The organism is Arthrobacter sp. AQ5-05 (genome assembly GCF_003287975.1).
Classification (GTDB): Bacteria; Actinomycetota; Actinomycetes; order Actinomycetales; family Micrococcaceae; genus Paeniglutamicibacter.
The window spans coordinates 1-4952 of the sequence record NZ_QMKQ01000058.1 but is presented as its reverse complement, the minus strand read 5'-3'; the positions used below and the strand labels follow the sequence as shown (position 1 = coordinate 4952).

Annotated in this window: 4 protein-coding genes; all 4 read left to right on the top strand. The window is 63.8% G+C overall.

All coding sequences use genetic code 11. The features are described from left to right. Positions 1-217: 217 nt before the first annotated feature. On the top strand, positions 218-877 hold the full coding sequence (locus DQ353_RS20885) for a TnsA-like heteromeric transposase endonuclease subunit (RefSeq protein ID WP_502696419.1): 660 nt from the start codon (positions 218-220) through the stop codon (positions 875-877). Continuing rightward, on the top strand, positions 874-2916 hold the full coding sequence (locus tag DQ353_RS20880) for a TnsB C-terminal domain-containing protein (RefSeq protein WP_113765108.1): 2043 nt from the start codon (positions 874-876) through the stop codon (positions 2914-2916). Before DQ353_RS20885 ends, DQ353_RS20880 begins: the two co-directional genes overlap by 4 nt. A 159-nt stretch (positions 2917-3075) precedes the next feature. Beyond that, the gene (locus tag DQ353_RS20875; RefSeq protein ID WP_286166953.1) at positions 3076-3963 is read left to right on the top strand and encodes a TniB family NTP-binding protein; all 888 of its coding nucleotides are present in this window, start codon (positions 3076-3078) and stop codon (positions 3961-3963) included. After that, positions 3960-4802 (top strand): hypothetical protein, encoded by an 843-nt coding sequence (locus DQ353_RS21465; RefSeq protein ID WP_146755368.1) that lies wholly within the window; start codon positions 3960-3962, stop codon positions 4800-4802. The genes DQ353_RS20875 and DQ353_RS21465 overlap by 4 nt, the downstream gene beginning before the upstream one ends. Positions 4803-4952: the final 150 nt, after the last annotated feature.

The following is a 4952-nucleotide window of genomic DNA, read 5'->3' as shown; positions in this document are numbered from 1 at the left end:
TGTCCTGTCTCAGTATTGTTGGCAAAAATCTCAATATACTTGGCAAGATACGGATTTCATGGTTTGTCTCAGTTAAGATGGCAACATGGGTGCTTTGAGATCGCTGCCGATGAACGGGACCGATTCCGTACGTTTGCTGGGCCGGTTTGAATCGGGGATGCTGAACGAAACGCTACGGAGTGATGTCGCATCGAAGCCATTCGAGTTGGCGTTGCCGGTGCGTGCGTTCTTCGCCTGGCCGGGCAAACGAAACTACGAAGGCTCGTGGTGGTCCAGCACGGTGCGCGCCCATGTGGGTTTCGAGAGCTTGCTGGAGCGCGAGTTCCTGTTGTCCGCAGACCACGATAAAGATGTCGTCGGCATCGCTTCCCAGCCATTCGCCTTGTTATGGCCAAAGGACACGAAGGGCGCACGCGGGCACGTCCCCGACTACTTCCTCCGGCTTTCCGATGGCAGCGCACGGGTTGTGGACGTCCGGCACCCGAAACGCTTGGCCGCAGCTGAGCGTCAATTTGATCTGACCCGTGAGGTTTGTGGCCAGGTCGGCTGGGAATACGAGGTTTTCACGGGCCTTGCCGAGCCCCTTGCCTCGAATCTGCGCTGGCTCTCGGGCTACCGCCAGGATCGCTTCGCTCCTCCGCCAGCAGCGGTACCGGTCATTGTGGAGGCATTCTCCCCTGCAACCTCGCTCGCGTCCGGAGTACGCCATGCAGCCCGAACGCTGAAGCTGGATTCCTCGATGGTTCAGGCATACGTGATGCACGGCCTGTTCACCGGGGTGCTCACCATGGATCTTGAACAGCCCCTGACCCTGGAGTCGGAGCTGAGCCCAGGGACAAGGCAACCGCAAGCGACGGCGCTGGAGGTGGCGTCGTGAAATCGGTGCGTCTGTATGACTTCATCCAGTTCGACGGCGCGTCATGGCAAGTCGCTGCGCGTGACGGCGCTGAGCTGGCACTGAAGAATCTGGCCACAGGAAGGATCCGACGCATCCCGGTGGCTGCTCTCCTCACAGATGAGTCCTACCTTCCCGAAGTTCCCGAACGGCTACCCTCGCTGGAGGGCACAGCCGTGCTCGACACCCTCGATCCCGACGCCCGGTCGCAGGCAGAATTCCTCCACCGCCATGTTTACGAAGTCCTCAATGGAGCCTTGCCGGAAGGCCTAGAAACCGACAAACCCAAGCCCGAATACGACCTGGCCAACTCCTTGGGCACCCGGGTGGAAGCCAAACTCGCCGAATTGGAAGGCCTCGGCGTCCAGATGGGCGCCAGGACCCTACATCGTCATCTCGCGGCCTACCGCAAGGACGGAATCGCCGGCCTCACAGACCTCCGCAACACCCGCACCTCCAGCGTCTCCGGTCGCACCGATGCCCGGATCGTAGCCCTCATGGAAGCCGAAATAGCCGGACAGACCGATCTGTCCACCGGCACACGGTCCCGCGTTGAGGCCCGTGTTCGCGCGGCAGCCGCACGTGAGGGACTAAAAGTTCCATCCCGGGCGACGCTCTATCGGATCATGGCCCAACTCCAGGGCGCCCGCCATCCGTTCGGCAATGCCACGACGCGTAGGACCCAGGCCAACCGGCCCGACCGCGCATGGGGTGGCCAGGCGCCATCGCGTCCCGGGGAACTGGTGGAGATCGATTCCACGCCCCTGGACTTGATGGTCATCTGCCCGGACGGCAGCACCGGAAGGGCCGACCTCACCGTTGCGCTGGACATCGCCACCAGGACCCCGCTGGCGGCGATCCTGCGCACCGTGTCCACCAAAGCCGTCGACGCCGCGGTGCTGCTGGCCCGGGCCATGACCCCGCTGCCGATGCAGCCGGGCTGGGACGCCTCGCTCGCCTATTCGCGCTCGGTGCTCCCGCAGGGCATGCTGCCCGGGAATGAAGAAATGCGCTCAAGCATCGCCGCGAAACCCGTCATCGTGCCCGAGTCCATCAGCATGGACCGGGGCAAGGTTTTCGTCGGTTCCACCTTCACCGCCGCATGCGAGCGGCTGCAGATCAGCCTGACCAAGGCCGCCCCGCGCACTCCGACGGACAAACCCCATATCGAGCGGTTTTTCGCCGGAGTCAACTCCGGCTTCACCCAGTATCTGGCCGGTTACACCGGGCCAAACGTTGTTCGCCGTGGCAAGGATCCCGCGGCAGAGGCCGCCTTCACGCTCGTTGAGGTCCAGAACCTCCTGGACTGGTGGCTGGTGGCCATCTGGCAGAACCGACCCCACTCCGGACTACGGCATCCGGCCATGCCCAAGAAGGACCTGACCCCGAACGAGGCCTTCGCCGCGCTGGCCGGCGTCGCACCCCAGATCCCCGTCACCCTGGACAGGGACGACTACATCGCCCTGCTCCCCCTGGCCTGGCGCACGATCCAGCCCTACGGAATCAACTTCGAGTCCCTGCACTACGACGCCGCGGCCCTCCACGAATACCGTGGCACCCCTTCGGGGCTGCCCTCCCCCGCCAATGGCCGCTGGGAGATCCGTTATGACCCCTACCGGATCCAATCGATCTACGTCCGCGACCACCACAAGGGCCAGTGGATCGAGGCCGAATGGTCCCTGGCCCGGCACCTGGTGGGACCGTTTTCCCTCGACGTGCTCACGGCCGCGAAGAAGGCCATCGGGAAGCGCACCGAAACCGTTCCCGGAAGGGACCTGCTGGCCGAGATCAACCGCATCATGACCGCCCCCGCAGGGCGGGCCGAGGCCCAAGCCGCCAGACGTGCCAGCACCACGGGATCAGCGGTCCCCGACAAGAAAAAGCGCCGCCACGATGACGTTGCCCAGGAACCACGACCACCCCAGGAAGCCCCGCCACTTTCACTTCTTCCCGGCAAGGACACGGCGAAAGGCTCCCCGCCGCGCCGCCGGGCACGGCGCATCGACCTGTTGGAGGACTGAGCCATCGCGACACCCGACTCCCTCGCCGCGTGGCGTCACTTCGTCCATCATGCCCCCACCGAGCCGGAGCGCCTTACCGGCAGGCAGATCCAGGCCCTCTCCCCGGAAGCAAAAGACGCTTACGATCGGGAACGGTTCGCCTGGCTTGCCGCCGACACCGTGTTGGAAACCATCGACACCGAATCACTGACCCGCCACACCCGGATCGCCCTGGCCCGAAATGCCGCCACCACGGCCACGGCACGGCGCGGAATCGCCGTCTCCGGCGCCGCCGGCATGGGCAAGTCCACCGCACTGCTGTTGATCGGCAAACGCCACGAAAAGGCCGAACGCAGGCGCCTGAACCGGATCGCCGACACTGCCTTTGCCCCGGTCGTCTATGCCGTTATCCCGCCGGCGACCACACCAAAGATGCTCATGCAGGCCTTCGCGCATTGGCTCGGATTGCCAGTGCCCCCGAAGGCCACAGCCCAGACTCTCACCGAGCAGATCGTCACCGTGCTGCGCACTCTGGGCACCTCACTGGTGATCGTCGATGAAGTCCACAACCTGCGGACCAACAGACAGGCGGGAGCCGAGGCGGCCAGCGCCCTCAAGCAATTCGCAGACCGCCTGGATGCAACGTTTCTCCATGCAGGCATCGACTTGCCCGCCACCGATCTGTTCGCCGGGAACATGGGCCGGCAGATCAAAGCCAGGATGATCGTGCACCAGATGCGCCCCTACGGAATCGGCTCAAAAGCAGACCGCGAGGCCTGGACCGATCTCGTGCTCGGCGTCGAAGATCTCCTGCCCCTCGCGGCCCACCCAGCGGAGTCACTGGCCGAGGAATCCACCTACCTTTGGGACCGCACCGGCGGCAGCATCGGGGCATTGCGCGCGCTGCTCTCCGACGCCGCCATCGGAGCCATCATCGACGGAACCGAGAAAATCGACAGGCGCTGCCTCGAATCCACTGCCACCGACTACGCAGCGGAAGAACACCACCGGAACCAAGCCACGCGGCAAGCCCAGCCCCGTAAGCGCGGGCTGAAACGGGCACAATGACGATCCAGCCGTTGCCGGTCCCCACCAAGATCTATGGAGGCGAGGGGTTGATCAGCTACGCAACCCGTCACGCCACACGCAACGGTACTTCCGTTGAAGAAATCGAACGAGCACTCACCCACAGCGGAGCCATCCTGATGCCCCGCCGCCGGCAGTCCCCGGAACGAGAACAGGCATGGCGAGAACTCGGCGCACTGCACCACAGCGCCTTCAGCACCCCGCAAGAGTTCCACGGCGTCGAAGTCACCGACCGTCCTCTCTGCCGGCGCTGCACCAACGGAACGCGTGGAACCGGGCGGCTCCCCCGCATGGGGTGGGTTTGCATCCGTCACCGTCGATGGTTCGGCACCCCGCAGCACAATATTCATGCCCTGCCGGAACTGGCCGCAGCAGAACGCCACTACCGCCGCGTCCTCGTCCCGCGTGGCGCCCTCGTCGGCTCGCCAATAATGGATATGGCCCGCGAATGCGCGATCGTCGGTATTGGACAAGGCGTCCGGAGTCATCGAGCCCGCCGGGCAGGAATATCCGATCCGGATCTGCTTGCCTACCCGGAAACCGTCAAAGTTGCCCGGCTGATCACCAGCCCCGCCTTTAATACACGAATGCTCCAGCCCGGGCTCGATCCAAGCCGCCGCCACGAGGAGGCTCTCCGCGTCATGGCCAGCCTCTTTTCGGAGGATGAAGACAACGAATCCTGGCGCGCAGCCCACAGGATCGCCGCCATATTCAACAGCATCGCCCGAGAAATCGGAAAGCGTGCTTCCACCGAACTACCGCAAAGCACGGAAACTTCGGATACAAGGTTGGCCACAGCATGGACAACCAGGGGGAAATGACATCGGCAAGAAACGCACCGCGTTAGGGAACTGCGTCGCCCAACCCAAATACGGAATTGCCAACTTCATTGAGACGAAAATGACCAGATCTGTCTCACTAAACATGGCAAAACCCCACGTCAGCGTTGCCAACAATACTGAGACCGGACA